Source organism: Micromonospora globosa (assembly GCF_000717585.1).
GTDB classification, from domain to species: domain Bacteria; phylum Actinomycetota; class Actinomycetes; order Mycobacteriales; family Micromonosporaceae; genus Micromonospora; species Micromonospora aurantiaca.
Genome location: NZ_JNZR01000024.1, coordinates 17228 through 33089, shown reverse-complemented (window position 1 = coordinate 33089; position 15862 = coordinate 17228). Strand labels below are relative to the sequence as shown.

General features: G+C 74.0%; 13 protein-coding genes. 5 read left to right on the top strand and 8 right to left on the bottom strand.

The genetic code is table 11. The features are described from left to right. Positions 1-44: 44 nt before the first annotated feature. On the bottom strand, positions 45-1436 hold the full coding sequence (gene lpdA / locus IF06_RS0121260; RefSeq protein WP_013475708.1) for a dihydrolipoyl dehydrogenase: 1392 nt from the start codon (positions 1434-1436) through the stop codon (positions 45-47). Positions 1437-1615: 179 nt separating this feature from the next. Between lpdA and IF06_RS0121255 the strand changes: the two genes are divergently transcribed. Then, positions 1616-1945 (top strand): hypothetical protein, encoded by a 330-nt coding sequence (locus tag IF06_RS0121255; protein WP_013287729.1) that lies wholly within the window; start codon positions 1616-1618, stop codon positions 1943-1945. Positions 1946-2019: 74 nt separating this feature from the next. Here IF06_RS0121255 and IF06_RS0121250 read toward each other — a convergent pair whose 3' ends face one another. Beyond that, positions 2020-3588 carry a leucyl aminopeptidase gene (locus tag IF06_RS0121250; protein WP_030273058.1) on the bottom strand — a complete coding sequence of 523 codons (1569 nt, stop codon included), beginning with the start codon at positions 3586-3588 and terminating at the stop codon, positions 2020-2022. Positions 3589-3754: 166 nt separating this feature from the next. On the opposite strand from IF06_RS0121250, the gene gcvT reads away from it, so the two are divergent. Continuing rightward, positions 3755-4879, top strand: coding sequence for a glycine cleavage system aminomethyltransferase GcvT (gcvT, locus tag IF06_RS0121245; RefSeq protein ID WP_030273057.1), 1125 nt, complete (start codon positions 3755-3757; stop codon positions 4877-4879). Positions 4880-4889: 10 nt separating this feature from the next. Here gcvT and IF06_RS0121240 read toward each other — a convergent pair whose 3' ends face one another. The 3 genes from IF06_RS0121240 to IF06_RS0121230 form a co-directional block, all read right to left on the bottom strand. Then, positions 4890-6179 (bottom strand): DUF2314 domain-containing protein, encoded by a 1290-nt coding sequence (locus IF06_RS0121240; RefSeq protein ID WP_030273056.1) that lies wholly within the window; start codon positions 6177-6179, stop codon positions 4890-4892. 63 nt (positions 6180-6242) lie between these two features. Continuing rightward, a complete protein-coding gene (gene cobS, locus IF06_RS0121235) occupies positions 6243-7016 on the bottom strand; it encodes an adenosylcobinamide-GDP ribazoletransferase (RefSeq protein WP_030273055.1) in 774 nt (257 codons plus the stop codon). Continuing rightward, on the bottom strand, positions 7006-9024 hold the full coding sequence (locus IF06_RS0121230) for a bifunctional adenosylcobinamide kinase/adenosylcobinamide-phosphate guanylyltransferase (protein ID WP_030273054.1): 2019 nt from the start codon (positions 9022-9024) through the stop codon (positions 7006-7008). Before IF06_RS0121230 ends, cobS begins: the two co-directional genes overlap by 11 nt. A 269-nt stretch (positions 9025-9293) precedes the next feature. Between IF06_RS0121230 and IF06_RS0121225 the strand changes: the two genes are divergently transcribed. Together IF06_RS0121225 and IF06_RS0121220 are read left to right on the top strand one after the other, a co-directional pair. After that, complete coding sequence (locus tag IF06_RS0121225) at positions 9294-9494, top strand: hypothetical protein (RefSeq protein WP_013287723.1); 201 nt, start codon at positions 9294-9296, stop codon at positions 9492-9494. Further along, a complete protein-coding gene (locus IF06_RS0121220; RefSeq protein WP_013475714.1) occupies positions 9491-10285 on the top strand; it encodes a site-2 protease family protein in 795 nt (264 codons plus the stop codon). Before IF06_RS0121225 ends, IF06_RS0121220 begins: the two co-directional genes overlap by 4 nt. Positions 10286-10337: 52 nt before the next feature. Here the strand turns inward: IF06_RS0121220 and IF06_RS0121215 are convergent, their stop codons facing one another. Together IF06_RS0121215 and IF06_RS0121210 are read right to left on the bottom strand one after the other, a co-directional pair. Beyond that, a complete protein-coding gene (locus tag IF06_RS0121215) occupies positions 10338-11336 on the bottom strand; it encodes an aldo/keto reductase family protein (protein ID WP_030273051.1) in 999 nt (332 codons plus the stop codon). A 44-nt stretch (positions 11337-11380) separates the two neighbouring features. Beyond that, positions 11381-12040, bottom strand: a complete 660-nt coding sequence (locus IF06_RS0121210; RefSeq protein ID WP_013287720.1) for a TetR/AcrR family transcriptional regulator — start codon at positions 12038-12040, stop codon at positions 11381-11383. A gap of 80 nt (positions 12041-12120) precedes the next feature. Here IF06_RS0121210 and IF06_RS0121205 point away from each other — a divergent pair, with 80 nt between their 5' ends. Then, entirely contained in the window at positions 12121-12600 is a 480-nt protein-coding gene (locus IF06_RS0121205) for a cupin domain-containing protein (protein ID WP_030273049.1), read from the top strand. A gap of 80 nt (positions 12601-12680) precedes the next feature. On the opposite strand, the gene IF06_RS0121200 is transcribed toward IF06_RS0121205, so the two are convergent. Then, a complete protein-coding gene (locus IF06_RS0121200) occupies positions 12681-14546 on the bottom strand; it encodes a WG repeat-containing protein (RefSeq protein WP_030273048.1) in 1866 nt (621 codons plus the stop codon). Between the last annotated feature and the right edge of the window lie 1316 nt (positions 14547-15862).

Below are 15862 nucleotides of genomic sequence, written 5' to 3'. Positions count from 1 at the left end.
CCTGGTGGGATCATCGCCCGTCGCCGGACGCCGCGGTTGTCGTGTCAGGCGTGCGCGTGCAGCGGCTTGCCGGCCAGGGCCAGGTGCGCCTCGCCCAGAGCCTCGTTCTGCGTCGGGTGGGCGTGCACGAGCTGCGCCACCTCGGCCGGGTACGCCTCCCAGTTGTAGATGAGCTGCGCCTCGCCGATCAGCTCACCGACCCGGGCGCCGACCATGTGCACGCCGACCACCGGGCCGTCGTCCACCCGGACCAGCTTCACGTGGCCGGCGGTCTTGAGGATCTGGCTCTTGCCGTTGCCGCCCAGGTTGTAGTTGTAGGTCTTGATCTTGTCGGCGCCGTACTGCTCCTTGGCCTTTGCCTCGGTCAGGCCGACCGACGCCAGCTCCGGGTCGCAGTAGGTGACGCGCGGGATGCCGGCCTCGTCGATCACGGCCGGGTTCTTCCCGGCGATCTCCTCGGCGACGAAGATGCCCTGCTGGAAGCCGCGGTGCGCGAGCTGCAGGCCGGGCACGATATCGCCGACCGCGTAGACGTTCGGCACGCTGGTGCGCAGCCGCTCGTCGGTCAGCACGTAGCCGCGGTCCATCTTGACGCCCTGCTCCTCGTAGCCGAGGCCGGCGGTGTTCGGGCCGCGGCCCACGGCGACCAGCAGCAGCTCGGCCTCGACCGTGTCGCCGCCCTGAATGGTCAGCTTCACGCCCTTGTCGGTCTTCTCGACCTTCTCGAACGGCTTGCCGACCTTGAAGTTGATCTTCCGCTTGCGGAACGCCCGCTCCAGCGCCTTCGACGACTCCTCGTCCTCGGCGGCGACCAGGCGGGGCAGCGCCTCGACGATGGTCACGTCCACGCCGAAGGACTTCCAGACGCTGGCGAACTCGACGCCGATCACGCCGCCGCCGAGGACGATCGCCGACGACGGGATCCGGTCCAGCGTCAGGGCGTGGTCGCTGGTGATGATCCGCTCGCCGTCGACGTCCAGGCCGGGCAGGCTCTTGGCGTACGAGCCGGAGGCCAGCACGACGTTGCGGCCGGTGTAGCGCTTGCCGTCGACCTCGACGACGTTCTTGCCGACCAGCTTGCCGGCGCCCGCCACGAAGGTGATCTTCTTGTTGCCGCCGACCAGGCCCTGGAGACCCTTGTACAGGCGGGAGATCACGCCGTCCTTGTACGAGTTGACGGCCTTCATGTCGATGCCGACCAGCTCGGCCTTCACGCCGAACTGCTCGGACTCGCGGGTCTGGTCGGCGATCTCGGCGGCGTGCAGCAGCGCCTTGGTCGGGATGCACCCGTTGTGCAGGCAGGTCCCGCCCAGCTTGCTCTTCTCGATGAGCGCGACGGAGAGGTCCAGCTGGGCGGCACGCAGCGCCGCCGCGTAGCCGCCGCTACCACCTCCGAGGATGACGATGTCGAAGGTCGTGTCGTTCGGCTCGCTCACATCCAACTCCCAGGTCGCGTCACTGCATCGGGGGTTACGGCGGAGTAACAGGCACACCCCACCTCGGTCATCTTGTCACCACCACGGACCGAGCGCGTACCGAGGTGCCCAACGACACGTCGGTGACACGTACCCTTGGCACCGTCTTCGATGACGGCGCTGGGGGAGGAGTGGATTCGGTGGGGCTGTTCCGACGACGTAAGCGGGCGGCCCCGGCGAGCCGCGACCGCGCCGCCGACCGCGCCGATCTGGACCATCTGGAGAACTTCGTCCGGACCCGCAAGGGCGTCGAGGCGTACATCGAGCCCCGTACGACGGTCACCGAGACCACGATCATGCTGATCGCCGACGACGGCGAGTGGACCCGGCGGCGTGTCGGCGGGCCGGACGAAGCACGCCGCTGGGCGCACCGGATCGCCATCCCGATCTACGACGTGCGGCTGATGGGCTATCCGCAGCGCATGCGCGACTACAACGAGCGCCGCAAGCGCCGCCCCGAGCTGTTCTGAGCTATCTGCGCGCGGGTGTTAAAAAGGGCCCCTTCTACAACGCGAGGCGTTAAGAAGGGGCCCTTCCTTACCCGTCAGCCGTTGGTGGCGACGTCCTCGACCAGGTGCACGAGCGTGCGCACCGGCACGCCGGTGCCACCCTTGGTCCAGTAACCGGTCGCCTCGCCCGAGTGGTAGCCCGGACCGGCGATGTCGATGTGCGCCCACGCCACGTCGTCGGTCACGAACTCGCGCAGGAACACGCCGCCCTGGAGCATGTGCCCGGCCCGGTCCATCCCGGCGTTGACCTGCGAGATGTCCGCGACGTCCGACTCCATGCCCTTGCGCACGTCGTCGGGCAGCGGCATCGGCCAGGCCGGCTCGCCGGTCGCGTCACCGGCCACCCGCACCCGCTCGCACAGCTCCGGGGTGCCCATCACACCGGCGATCCGCTTGCCCAGCGCGATCACCTGGCCGCCGGTCAGCGTGGAGGTCTCGAACAGGTAGTCCGCGCCGTCCGCGCAGGCCCGCGCCATCGCGTCGGCCAGCACCATCCGGCCCTCGGCGTCGGTGTTGAGCACCTCCACCTTCTTGCCGTTGAACATGCTGATCACGTCACCCGGCCGGTAGCTGGTGCCCGACGGCATGTTCTCCGCCATCGGCAGGTAGCCGGTGACGGTGACCGACGGCTTGAGCGCCGCGACCGCCAGCATGGCCGCGCCGACCGCCGCCGCGCCGGCCATGTCCGACTTCATCTCCCACATGCCCTGCGCCGGCTTGATCGAGATGCCGCCGGTGTCGAACGTGATGCCCTTGCCGACCAGCGCGACCCGCTTGCCGTTGCCGCCACCGGCGGGCGTGTAGGTGAGCTTCACCAGCCGCGGCGGGGCCTCGGAGCCCTGACCGACGGCGAGGATGCCGCCGTAGCCGCCGGCCGCCAGCGCCGCCTCGTCCAGCACCTCGACCTCCAGCCCCGCCTCGCGGGCGGCGGCGGAGACGACGTCGGCGAACGCCGGGGGACGCAGCTCGTTCGGGGCGGTGTTGATCCAGTCCCGGCTGGTCCGCACCGCACCGGCCACCGCCTGTGCCCGCGCGATCTCGGCCTGGGCGGTCGCGTCGGCCGCGTCCGGCACCGCCACCAGCACCTCGGCCACCGGCTCGCGCCGGGCCGGCTGCGGCTTGGTCTTGTAGCCGGCGAACCGGTAGCCGCCCAGCAGCGCGCCCTCGGCGACCGCGCGCAGCGCGGCCGGGGCGTCGGCGTCGTCGGGCAGCGGCAGGGCCAGGGCGACGCGCGGGGCACCGGCCAGCGCCCGCACCGCGGCACCGGCGGCCCGGCGCAGCGACTCCGGGGCCGGAGCGGCGCCCGAGGGCTCCGGGCCGAGGCCGACCGCCACGACCAGCGGCGCGGTCACGGTACCCAGCGTGGCCAGCTTGATCACCTCGCCCGGGCCACCGGTCGCGCCGAGCAGGGCCAGCGTCTCGGTCAGCTTTCCGTCGAACGCGGCGGCGATGCTCTCCCCGCCGGTGGCCAGCAGCAGGGCGTGGGCGGGTGCGCCGCTGCCCGGCTCGGTGGTCTGGCTGTGCACGCCGATCACGATCGCGTCGACGGCGAGTTCGGCGGGGTCGGTGTCGACCAGGCTGAGGGTGGTGCGGGGCGATGTCACGAAAGCTACTCCGGGCGGGCCGGGCCGGCCGCGTCGTCGCGTACCGGCGATGAAGGTCTCTCCGGCGGCAACCTACCCGCCGGGAGGCGTGGCTGTCCCGCCGATGCGTGCCGACGGGATCCCGCCGATGCTAACCACAGCGGTCCGGGCCGGTAAGTTGCCACCCATGACCGAGGTGACCTCCGACGCCGCCGAGACCCGGCTGCGCCGATCCCCGCTGCACGAGCGGCACACCGCGCTCGGCGCGAAGTTCGCCCCCTTCGGGGGCTGGCAGATGCCCCTGGAGTACGCCGGTGGCGGCGTGCTCAAGGAGCACACGGCAGTCCGCGAGGGCGTCGGCGTGTTCGACGTCTCGCACCTGGGCAAGATCCGGGTCACCGGGCCGGGCGCGGCGGACTTCGTCAACGCCTGCCTCACCAACGACCTCGGCCGGATCACCCCCGGCCAGGCGCAGTACACGCTGTGCTGCGACGACGCCACCGGCGGCGTGGTGGACGACATCATCGCCTACCTGCACGCCGACGACCACGTCTTCCTGGTGCCCAACGCGGCCAACACCGCCGAGGTGGCCCGCCGGCTGCGCGCCGCCGCGCCCGCCGGCGTCACAGTCACCGACGAGCACGAGGCGTACGCGGTGCTCGCCGTGCAGGGACCGCGCTCGGCGGAGCTGCTGGGCGCGCTCGGCCTGCCCACCGGGCACGACTACATGAGCTTCTCCACCGCCACGCTCGACGGGGTGGAGCTGACCGTGTGCCGCACCGGCTACACCGGCGAGCTGGGCTACGAGCTGGTCGTGGCGTCCGAGCACGCGGTCGCCGTCTGGGATGCGCTCTTCGCCGCCGCAGACGACGTACGCGCCTGCGGCCTGGCCGCCCGGGACACGCTGCGCACCGAGATGGGCTACCCGCTGCACGGGCAGGACCTGTCCCCGGAGATCACCCCGGTGCAGGGCCGCTCCGGCTGGGCGGTCGGCTGGGACAAGCCGGCGTTCTGGGGCCGCGACGCGCTGCGCGCCGAGAAGGCCGCCGGCCCGGCCCGTACGCTGCGCGGCCTCACCGCCGTCGACCGGGCCATCCCGCGCCCCGGGATGGCCGTGTACGCGGGCGACCGGCAGGTCGGCACCGTCACCAGCGGCACGTTCAGCCCGACGCTCAAGCACGGCGTCGCGCTGGCGCTTGTCGACACCGACCCGAAGCTGGCCGACGGCGACGAGCTGGAGGTGGACATCCGGGGCCGCCGTGCCCGGATGCGCCTGACCAGGCCGCCGTTCGTCAAGCCCTCGGTGCGCTGAACCGCGCGGGTCAGTCCTCGCCGCGCTCCCCGGCGTCGAGGACTGCCTGCGTCCAGCCGCCCTCCAGTACGCCGGTGCCGTCCAGCACGGCCCAGTCGACCACGTCCGACGCCTCCACCACCACCGGCGAGCCGATCCGCACGCCCGGGTCGGTGTTGGCGTCGCTGGCGCTGGCGCCGACGATCCGTTCCGGGGTGTCCCACGAGGTCACCCCGGCCCAGACGTACTCGGGGCCGTCGTCGCCGGGCAGGCCGTACTTGACCACGAGCTGGCTCTCCTCGGGCAGCCGCCCGGCCAGGAACCGGGCCCGGATGTCGACCAGCGCCTCCCGGGCGGTCTCCACCGCGCGGCTCATCGCGTCCCCGGTGCGGGTGTAGCGCACGTCCGGCTGGATGCCGTTGAACAGCGTCGCGCAGGCGGCGGCGAAGTAGCGGCCGGGCGGACCCGGATGCCCGGGCGGCGGGTTGAGGCTCAGGAACGAGTCGGCGTCCGGGTCGGTGGCCGGGTCCAGCTCCAGCCGCAGCAGCACCGGCGCGGTCGCGCCGTGCTGCTCCGGATTGCCGTACGCCACGGCGATGTCGTGCCCGGTCACCGTGGCCAGCACCGGAAGCTGCACGAACGCCGGCACCTCCTCCCCGGCGAGCCCGTCGGTCCAGTCCCGCAGCAGCCGCCGGGCCGCGCCCGTCATCACCGCGCCCCACGCCCGGGTCAGGTGGTCCGGTACGCCCTGCGCCTGCAACTCCAGCAGCCCGAACCGGCGCAGTCCCTTGGTGGTGAACCACAGCCCGTCGGAATCCGAGGAGTAGGGCACCAGCACCCAGTCGACGAGCCGGATCCGGCCCTGCTCGTCGGGCAGCGAGCGCAGCGCCGCCGCCGGGTCGAGGAACTGGAGCCCGAAGACGTCCACCACGTCCCCGCCGACCGTCTCGGCCACCGCCGCGGCCACGGCGCGGGCGGCCCACTCGTGCGCGGGCGGCCAGCCCGGCCGGTACTCGGCCTGCACCACCACGAGGTGGGTGGCGGCGGCCAGCCGGGCCAGCTGCTCCTCGGTGGCGCCGAACGCGGTGAGCAGGTCCGGCGGCAGTTCGGGGAACTCGTCCACGGTGCGGGTGTCCACGGTCATCAGCGGACTGTCGAGCATCTGCTTGGCCAGCCCGTGCACCGGCTCGGAGAGCCGGCCGGCCAGCCCTTCCACGGCTGTCTTCGGGCTCACCTTGGGCAGCCCGGTGATCGGTACCAGGTACGTCGCGTCGAGCGACTCGGGCACCGGTACCGGCAGGAAGTCGTCCGTGATGAGCATGCCGTCCCCCTCGACCGCGCCGGTGCACTCGCCCCGAACGCTACCCGCCCGGACCGGTGACGCTCAGCCGGTCAGCACCAGTCCCAGGTAGGACAGCGTGGTGACGATCTCCACGAGCGCTCCGAGCACGTCGCCGGTGATGCCGCCGAAGCGGCGTACCAGGTGCCGCAGCAGCCCGGCCGCGACGGCGAGCGCGCCGAGCACGGCGAGCGGCCCCTGCCACGGACGGTCCGGCACCGCGGGCACCGCCGCCAGCGCGACGGCGACCGCGCCGAGCGTCAGCGCGGTCCACCCGACAGTGCCGGCGACGAGCGCGCCCAGGCCCTCCGGCCGGGCCGCCGGCACGCCGCGCCGGCAGGCCAGGCCGACGGCCAGCCGCCCGGCCGCGGTGGCCGCGACCACGGCGGCGAACGCGGCGAGCGCGTCCCGGCCGGCCAGCTCCGCGAGCACCGCGCTCTGGAGCAGGAGTACGACCACCAGCGCGACCACCCCGAACGGGCCGACGTCCGGCTGCTTCATGATCTCCAGCGCGGCCGGACCACGCCGGTACGAGCCGAGCGCGTCGACGGTGTCGGCCAGCCCGTCCAGGTGCAGGCCCCGGGTGAGCAGCGCGCCCAGCCCCACTGTGACCACCGCGGCGACGAGCGGTGGCGCGAGCGCGCCGGTGAGCAGCAGCACCCCGCCGAGTACGGCGCCGAGCAGCGCCCCGACCAGCGGCGCGAGCGCCATCGCGATGCCCGCGGCGGCCCGGTCGACCCGTCCGGCGCGTACCGGGAGGGTGGTGAACGTGGTGAGCGCCAGCCGGATGCCGTCGGCGAGCCGCGCCTCAGTCGGCACGTCGGCCGGGGGAGACCGGCTCGTCCGACCCGATCGTGGTCGGTCCCGGCCCGGCCGGCTCCGGCTCGGCGAAGTCCGGTTCGTCGTCGCCGGTGGGCTCGCCGGTGCCGGTGCCGGTGCCGGTGCGGTCGCCGGCGGTGTCGTCGGTGCCGCTGTCGTCGTCGGTGCCGCTGTGGTCGGGGCCGCCCAGCGACGGGTGCACCGGCAGCGTGGCGGCGAGCGTCAACGCGGAGCGCAGCAGCGGCAGCGCGGCCAGCGCGGTCGCCCCCTCGCCCAGGTCGAGCCGCAGGTCCACCAGCGGGGTCAGACCGAGCACGTCGGCGGCGAGCCGTACGCCCGGACGGCCGCCGTGGTCGGGCAGCAGGCACCAGTGCCGGGCCTGCCCGGCCAGGTCGCGGCTGACCATGGCGGCGGCGGTGCCGACCGGCCCGTCCAGCAGCACCGGCACCTTGCGGGCGGTGGCGCCCAGCAGTACGCCGGTGGCCAGCGCGATGTCGCCGCCGCCCAGCTCGGCCAGGACGTCCTTGGCCTCCCGGGCGGAGCGCCGGGTGCGGTGCAGCGCGTCCCGCACCGCCGCGCAGCGGACCATCCAGGCGGTGTCGTCGATCTCGCCCTGCTCGGTGACCACCCGGCCGAGCACCGTCGGCGGCTCCGCGCCAGCGGTGGCCGCGAGCACCGCTGCGGCGGCGGCCTCGGCCCCCGCACCGCACGCGGCGAGCACCAGCAGCTGCACTCCCGCGTCGGCGGCCTGCTCGGCGAGCCGCCAGCCGTAGCGCAGCGCCGCCTCGACCTCGTCGGCGGACAGGGCCGGGCCGTCCTCCATCGGCGCCGCGACGGGCGCCTCGACGATCTGCAGGCCGGCCCGGTTCTCGGCGGCGAGCCGGGCCAGCGCGCCCCGGCCGGCGCGGGCCTGCCGGGCGCGGCGTGCCGACTCATCGGGCGTCGCGCCGGCCGACGCGCCGCCCTCGTGGTCGCCCTGGATCAGCAGGACGCGCACCGAGTCCCACGGACGCGGCGTCGAGGTGCCCTGGGTGGCGGCCGCGAAGCCGACCACCTGCTCCAGCACGCCGAGACCGGCACCGGGGATGTCTAGGGTGGCGAGCCGGTCGACCGCCTGCGGTCCGGTGTAGTCGTCGGGCATCGGCAGTTCCATGCCCGGCTGGATGACCAGACCGGTGGCGATCATCGGCAGCGCCATGGTGGGGGCGGCCCAGTCGCCCGTACCGGGCTCGTCGGATGTGGCCGGGGCGGGCACCGGGGCGGCGGCCGGGGTGAGCACCTCGGGCAGCGACACGTCCCCGGCGCCGAGGTCGGCCGGTACGGCCTGGGTCGGCGCGGTCTGGTGCGGCGCGGTCTGGTGCGCTGCGGGCTGGGCCGCCGCGTGATGGGGCGCGGCGGCGCGGCCGGGCTCGGTCTCGGGCGACGTGGCCGCGGGCGGCACGGCGTGCGCGGGGGCCGAAGTGGCCGGCTTCAGCCACGCCGTCTGACCGGCCACCACGAGCGCGACCGCGTCGCAGGCGTCGGCGACCGCGCGGTTGGTTGCGCCGAGCGCGTCGGTGAACGCCCAGCCCAGGGGCGTGGTGGGCACCAGGGACAGGCCCACCTCGGGGCTCACCAGCACCAGCCGGGCCGTGCTGGAGCGCACCGCCGCTGCCAGCTCGGCGATCGTCGCGGTGTCGTCGGCCGGCTGGTGGGCCGGGTCGAGCAGCACCGTCACCCAGCCGCCCAGGTCGTCCACGAGAAGCGTCTCGTTCGGCCCGGCGGCGACGATCACCTCGACCAGCCGGCCCGGATCCGCCGCGGTCTCCTCGGTGCTCCAGCTCCCCGGGCGGCGGGCGCGGTGCGCCGCGAGGCGGGTCGCCCACTCGGTGTCCTCCGGATCCCCGGCCGGGGCGGTGGCCACGTACCGGACCGTGGGCGCGTCGGCGACCAGAGACTCGGCGAACTCGGACTTGCCGGAGCGGATACCGCCGAGCACCAGGAGGGTGTGCCACCCGTCAACGGACATGCCCGTACCTTAGTTCGCCCGCCCGCGTTCCGGGCAGCTCGCCCCTCCCCGCCCGCGCCCCGCCCTCTCGCGGCGCTGATCTTGCACTTGTGGCCCCCGGGGTGCCGGGAATGACCGCTCTGTCGGGGCGCTAACCGCAAGATCGCGGGTGCGGTCCGGCGGTGGGGGTGGGCATGATCCATGTGGTGGCGGGCCGTCGTCGGCGGGGCCGACTAGGCTTGCGGAGGTTTGGCGTCCCACGGGACGACGGCGGCGAGGGGAGACGCGGCATGGCGTGGAGCTGGCGGTACGAGGGCACGAACGGCGACGCGGCCGACGGGCCGGCCGAGTCGTTCCCGAGCCAGGCGGACGCCGAGTCGTGGATCGGCCAGGCCTGGCGGGAGCTCGCGGCATCCGGCGTCACCACAGTCGTGCTGGTCGAGGACGACCGGGTGGACTACCGGATGAGCCTGCAACCCCCGGCCGAATGACGGGCTACGACCGCCCGGGCGAGCCGCTGATCCTCGGCGTGCCCCGGGCGGCGTTCCGGCCCAGCCCGATCTTCCTGGCCCTGGTGGCACTCTTCGTCGCCTCCGGGGTGATGACCTGGAACCGGTACGGCAACGTCGGCTTCGACGTGTTCCTCTTCGTCGTCTCGGGCTGGCTGGTCTCGCTGTGCCTGCACGAGTACGCGCACGCCGTGGTCGCGTACCGGTCCGGTGACCGGGACATCGCGCACCGCGGCTATCTCACGCTCAACCCGCTGAAGTACACCAGCCCACTGCTGTCGATCGTGCTGCCGGTGGTCGTGGTGCTGCTCGGCGGCATCGGCCTGCCCGGTGGCGCGGTCTGGGTGGACCGGCACGCGATCCCCGGCCGGCTTCGGCACACGCTGGTCAGCCTGGCCGGGCCGGCCACCAACGTGCTGTTCACGCTGGTGCTGGTCGCGGCGGTGGCATGGGGGCCGGAACTGGGCGGGCCGCTGGAGTTCTGGGCCGGCGTCGGGCTGCTCGCGTTCCTCCAGCTCACCGCCAGCGTGCTCAACCTGCTGCCGGTGCCGGGCCTGGACGGCGGCAACATGCTCCAGCCCTGGCTCAGCCCCGCCTACCGGCGGATGTACGACCTGTTCGCCCCGTACGGCTTCATTCTGCTCTTCGCGCTGCTGTGGAGCCCGCAGATCAACCGGGTGTTCTTCGGCGCGGTCTTCGCCGTCGGCGACGCGCTCGGCCTGCCGCGCGAGCTGTACCAGATCGGCTACGCCCTGATCCGCTTCTGGGAGTAGCCGGCCCGGTCGTTCCCGGGCCGGTCCGAGCCGGCCCGGGAACGACGCGACGTCACGGGCGCTGAGCCGGGCTCTCGGTCTTCGCCGGATCCCGCTCGGTGACCGGCTCGACGATCTCGTCGATCGCCTTGAGCAGGTCGGCGTCGAGCTTCACGCCCGCCGCCTTCACGTTGTCGTGCACCTGCTCCGGCCGGGACGCGCCGACGATCGCCGAGGAGACGTTCGGGTTCTGGAGCACCCAGGCGACGGCGAGCTGCGGCATGGTCAGCCCGGCCTGCTCGGCCAGCGGCTTGAGCCGCTGCACGCGGGTGAGCACGTCGTCGGTCATGAACCGGGCGATGAACCCGGCGCCGGACTTCTCGTCGGTGGCGCGGGAGCCCGCGGGCGGCGGCTGGCCCGGCAGGTACTTGCCGGACAGCACACCCTGGGCCATCGGCGACCAGACGATCTGGCCGATGCCCAGCTCCTCGCTGGTGGGGATCACCTCGGTCTCGATGACCCGCCACAGCATCGAGTACTGCGGCTGGTTCGAGATCAGCGGGATGCGCAGCTCACGGGCGAGCGTGTGCGCCTCGCGCAGCTGGGACGCCTTCCACTCGGAGACGCCGATGTAGTGCGCCTTGCCGGAGCGTACGACGTCGGCGAAGGCCTCCATCGTCTCCTCCAGCGGAGTGCTGTAGTCGTAGCGGTGGGCCTGGTACAGGTCCACGTGGTCGGTCTGGAGGCGGCGCAGCGAGCCGTCGATCGACTCCATGATGTGCTTGCGGGACAGACCCCTGTCGTTGCGGCCGGGACCGGTCGGCCAGTAGACCTTGGTGAAGATCTCCAGCCCTTCGCGACGCTCGCCCTTGAGCGCGCGGCCGAGCACCGACTCGGCGCGGGTGCCCGCGTACACGTCGGCGGTGTCGAAGGTGGTGATGCCGCTGTCGATCGCGGCGCGGACGCACGCGACCGCCGCGTCCTCCTCGACCTGCGAGCCGTGGGTGATCCAGTTGCCGTACGAGATCTCGCTGACCATCAGGCCGGAGCGGCCCAGGTGACGGAATTCCATGCTCCCGACCCTAGACCCGCCCGGTCGCGGACGCCGTCCGGCGTTCACGCCCCCAGCAGCGCGTCGCGCATCCGGACGGCGAGCCACTGCCGGAAACTCTCCTCCGTCCACCCGCACCGCTGCACCAGCGCCGCGTAGTGCGCCGGGTCGTTGTAGAACCACAGCGCGTCGACCGCGCGGTCGGTGCCCGCGTCCGGCCGGAGCGGGCCGTCCAGGGTGAGCAGCCGGTCGACCACCATGGCGGCGCCCGCGCGGCGGTTGCGCAGCAGCGTCTCCCACAGTTCGGCCACCTCGGGCGCCTCGTCCGCCGCGCGGCGGACCGTCTCGAAGGCGCCGGCCGCGCGGTGGCCGATCAGCGTGCAGACCCCGGCGTACGCGTCGAGCACCGCGCCCTGGTCGGACGCCTCCCAGACCGGCTGGAACCAGGGGCGGCGCGCCACCGGCACCGGCTCGTCGTCGCCGGCGAGCGCCTCGTCGAGCACCTGGCGCAGCAGGGCGGCCTTGGAGCCGAATGCGGCGAACACGGTGGGCCGGGCGACGCCCGCCTCGGCGGCCACGTCGGCCAGTGACGTCGCCGCGTAGCCGCGCGTCACGAACAGGTCGGTCGCCGCCCGCACGACCGCCTGACGGGTACGCCGGGCGCTCTCCTCGCGCACCGCCGAGCGGTAGGGGCGCGTCGACTTGCCGTCCTTGACTCCAGCCATGACCTCGCGATACTAACAATCTATTCACTAGACTCCCGGCTATCGAATGTTTCCGCGTTCACTGAAATCGGAGGCCACCCATGTCCGTCCGCCCCTACCTGCTCGGCCCCGACGACGGCGAGGCGTACTGGTTCCTCGGCAACCTCTGCACGTTGAAGGCCGGTGGCCGGCACACCCGGGACCGCCTCACCGTCGCCGAGTTCGTGAACCCGCCGGGCTTCGCCCCGCCCCTGCACCGCCATCAGGTCGAGGACGAGATGTCCTACCTGCTCTCCGGCACCGCCCGGTTCCACTGCGACGGCGAGACGCTCACCGCCGGCCCCGGTGACTTCGTCCTGCTGCCGGTGGGCCTGGCGCACACGTTCGTGGTCGGCCCGGACGAGCCGTTGCGCGCGCTCCAGATCACCACCCCGGCCGGGTTCGAGCGGTTCGCCGCGGAAGCAGGCGTACCGGCTCCGCACCGCCGGCTGCCCGACCCGGCGCCGATCGACCCGGCAGCGCTCGGGCACGCCGCAGCCCGCAACGGCATCGAACTGCTGGGCCCTCCGCCGACGGCGTGAGCGGCCGAGCCGGGTCGCCGGGGCGGCCAGACGCTGACGGGCCGGGTCGCCGCCGCTCGAGGTGGCGTGCCGGGCGCGGGTCAGAGCACCGGGCTGGCGTCGGCGAGCAGCCGGTCGATCTCCGCGACCACCGCCGCGCGCCCCGGATGCACCGGGTCGATGAGCGGCTCGCCGCGCCGGTCCAGCGCGCCCCACCGGCCCGACTCGGTGGCGACCAGGAACGCCACCGGATGCACCACCACCGTCGGGTACGCCGGTGGCACCACCACCCGCCCGGCCCGGTCCACCACGCCGCGGCGACCGGCCAGCTCGACCACCGCCAGTCCGTCGGCGGTGAACCCGTCGACCTCGCGACCGTCCGCGAGCGGCGTGCCGAGACGGTGGTAGCGGGTCGGCACCACCACCTCGCCGGTCAGGTCCACCGCACCCCAGCCGCCGTTCTGCCGTACCGCCGCCAGGCCGTTGCGGAACGGCTTGGCCTCCTCGTACCCGGGCGGGATCTTCACGATGTTCATCCGGTCGACGGCCATCCACCGGCCCTTGCCGTCCATCGACACCCAGGACAGCCCTTCCGAGAAGGGCACCACCGCCCGGTAGCCGTTGTTCGCCTCGATCAGCGCCGCGCCGGACGTGTCGATGAGCGCCCACCGGGACGCCTCCGGCCGGCGCACCCAGGCCATTCCCTCGTGGAACGGCTGCGCCTCGGCGTACCGGTGCGCGATGACCATCTCGCCGTCGGCGTCCGCGTACCCCCAGAGCTCTTGCTCCTCGTCGAACGTCGCCGCCGGCGGACGCGGCGTGCCGAGCACCTCCTCGGGCCGGCGCGGCGCGGGCCCGAAGCCGTCGGCGGCGGCCCGCTCCGCGACCGCGTCCAGCGCGACCTCGACCCGGGCGTTGAGCTGCGCGTCCTCGCCGTGACGCAGGTCCAGCGCCCGCTCGAAGTGCAGGCACGCCTCGGTCAGCCGGCCCTGGTCGTAGCAGGACCGCCCGGCGTGCTCGTGCAGCAGCGCACGCAGCCGGTCCGGCAGCTCCGGCGAGTTCGCCTCCGCGAAGAGCCGGTCCGCCTCCGCGTGTTCACCCCGCCACCGCAGCGCCTCGGCGAGGCGCGCGCGGGCCAGCGCGGTCCGCCGGAACTCGCCGGTGGCCTCCGCGTACGTGACGGCGAGCCGCGCGTCCCCGAGCGCGTCGTCCAGGTCACCGAGGACCCGGGACGCCACCGCGCGCAGGCTGAGCAGCCGGGCCCGGCTGCGGTTGTCGAGCGTGGTGTCGAGCTTGCCGGTGAGCCCGTCCCGGATGACCCGCAACTGGGCCGGGTCGGGGGCCTGCTCGCGCAGCGTCAGCGGATCCAGCTCCCAGCCGACCGCGGCGAGGGCCTGCTCCGGGTCGACAGGAGGCGGCGGCTCGGCGTCCGCCGCAGGTCCGGCGCCGTCGTCGGTTCCGGCTTCTTCGGGGGTACGCCGATCCTGCGCGTCGTCGGCGTCGGCGTGCTCGGTGCTGTTGGTGTGCTCGGCGCTGCCGGCGTGGTCGGCGTCGTGCTCGGTGCTTGTCGGCGTCGGTTCGGCGTCGTCGGCCTGCGCCTGTTGCGCGGGTGCGGCAACGGTGGTGTCCGTATCAGCGGCCGCGTCGACCGGGTCCGGGGTGGACGATGTGGGCGCGGAGTGGTCGGTGCCGTCTGCCGCCGCTGGTCCCTGGGCTGTGCCGTCGGCGATGGTCTCGCGCGTCGTCTCGTCGGCAGTGCTCTCCGGTGCCGCGTCGTCCTGCCGGGTCTCGGTGGTGCCGGAGGCGGCGACATCGTTCGGAGTGCGCTCCGGCGCAGGGCTGAGCCGCTCGGGTGCGGCAGCCATCGCGCCGTGCGGCTCGGGCTCGGCGCGCGGACCGTCGGGTACGGGAACGCTGGTGTCCGCCGTCGTCGGCTCGGCCGTCGGCGGGGTGATCGGCGCGTGCACGGGTACGGCCGGTGCGTCGGTGGTCGTTGCGGCATCGGCCGATGCGCCGGCGGTCGACGCGTCCACGGCCGAGGCGGTGACGATAGGTGCCGGTGCCGGCGTGGGTGTGGGTGCCGGCGGTGCGTCGAGGGTGCCCGCGGGTTTGCTGGTGCTGGTGCTGGTGCTGGTGCTGGTGCTGGTGGGTGCGGGTGCAGGTGCGGGTGCGGGTGCGTTCGCATCGGCAGTGGACGCCGGTGCTGGACCGCCGCTCGCACCGGGCACGGTGAGCACGGGAGTGCCTGCTGGCACCACGGCATCGAGTTCCGGCGCCTTCCTCGCGTCCGCTGCGTTCGTCTCCACTGTGGTCGTTGCGGCTTCCGGCCCCTTCGCCGCCGATTCCGAAGCCCCCGCCACCGCTGGAGACCCGTCGTCAACGGTCGGGTGCGTGCCCAGCGTTGGCGCGCCGAGGGATGCCGTCGACGTCTCGACGGACTGCACCCCACTGCGCTCGCCACCCGACGGTGCGATCGAGTCCTGGCCGGGTAGAGATCTTGGTACGAAAGGGCCCCCAGAGGGGCCGAAATCGTCCAAGATCTCCGGCGGTTTCGGGGCTTCCGCGGGCTGGTTCGGGCGGAACCACGCCTCGGCGCCGGGGGACGGTGGAGGCGTCTTCTCCGCCGGTCGGCCGTTCTCCGACGGCTTGTCGCTCCGGTCAGAGGGAGTGCCGGCTCCGAGGCGTTCCGTGCCCTGTGTGGGCCGGGTGTCCGCGTCGGCTTCCGGACGGACGAGGTTCGCCCCGGACACAGCTTGGACGTCCACTCCGGCATCGGGCCGGCTTCCGTCCGAGCGGGACTCGGGCCGTATGCCTGCGTCGGCTCCCCGGACGCCTTCCTCTGCTGGGACGTCCACATCGGCCTGCGGCCGGCCGGTGGTCGGCGTGGCGTGGGTGGCGGTCCGGGACGTCGTCCCGGCGTGCGCGTCGACCACCGGACGGTCGACCACCGGACGGTCGGCGTCCGTGCTCGGCGTGATCGGGGTGCCGGGCGAGGTCCAGGGACGCGGGTCGGCTACGGGGCGATCGGCGTCCGCGCCCGGGACCGCACGGGTGCTCGTGCCGGGCGTCGCTCCGGAGTACGCGCCGGATCCGGGACCGTTGGTGCCCGCGCCCGCGCCCGCGCCCGTGGTGCCGGTGCCCGTGCCCGTGCCCGTGCCCGTATCCGTGCCCGTGCCCGTATTCGTGCCCGTGCCCGGCGCGGGTCGGATGCCTACTCCGGAGGTCGCTCCGGCGTCGGCTTCGAGACGGTTGGCGTCCGTGTGCGGAGCGGGACGGCTGCCCG